At 71.3% G+C, this 251-nt stretch carries 1 pseudogene; it reads left to right on the forward strand.

Annotated features, from left to right (window positions below):
- Positions 1 to 28: 28 nt before the first annotated feature.
- Positions 29 to 251 (forward strand): annotated as a pseudogene (locus WDW90_RS40265) (AraC family transcriptional regulator); the annotation flags it as partial.

Raw genomic sequence — 251 nt, forward strand, 5'->3', positions numbered from 1 at the left:
GCGCAGCTCGGACTCGGTCGGAGACGCTTTGCGGGCCCGCGAAGCCCATCTGTGCGTGCAGAACCGGGGCGCGGCGGTCGGCCTCGGGGTCTACGACGACATCGCCGTCCTCAACTCTGCCCCTCATCAGCCGGAAGCCGAAGGTGCTGCCCATCACGCGGAACGCGGGCTCGCCATGATAGCCAATGTCCTGCGGGCGCTAGGTGGGTCCGACTGGGCGCCCTTGGAGGCGCTGCTGCCGCGCCCGGCGC

It is taken from the genome of Methylobacterium nigriterrae, from assembly GCF_037106235.1.
In the GTDB taxonomy this organism is placed as follows: Bacteria; Pseudomonadota; Alphaproteobacteria; order Rhizobiales; family Beijerinckiaceae; genus Methylobacterium; species Methylobacterium nigriterrae.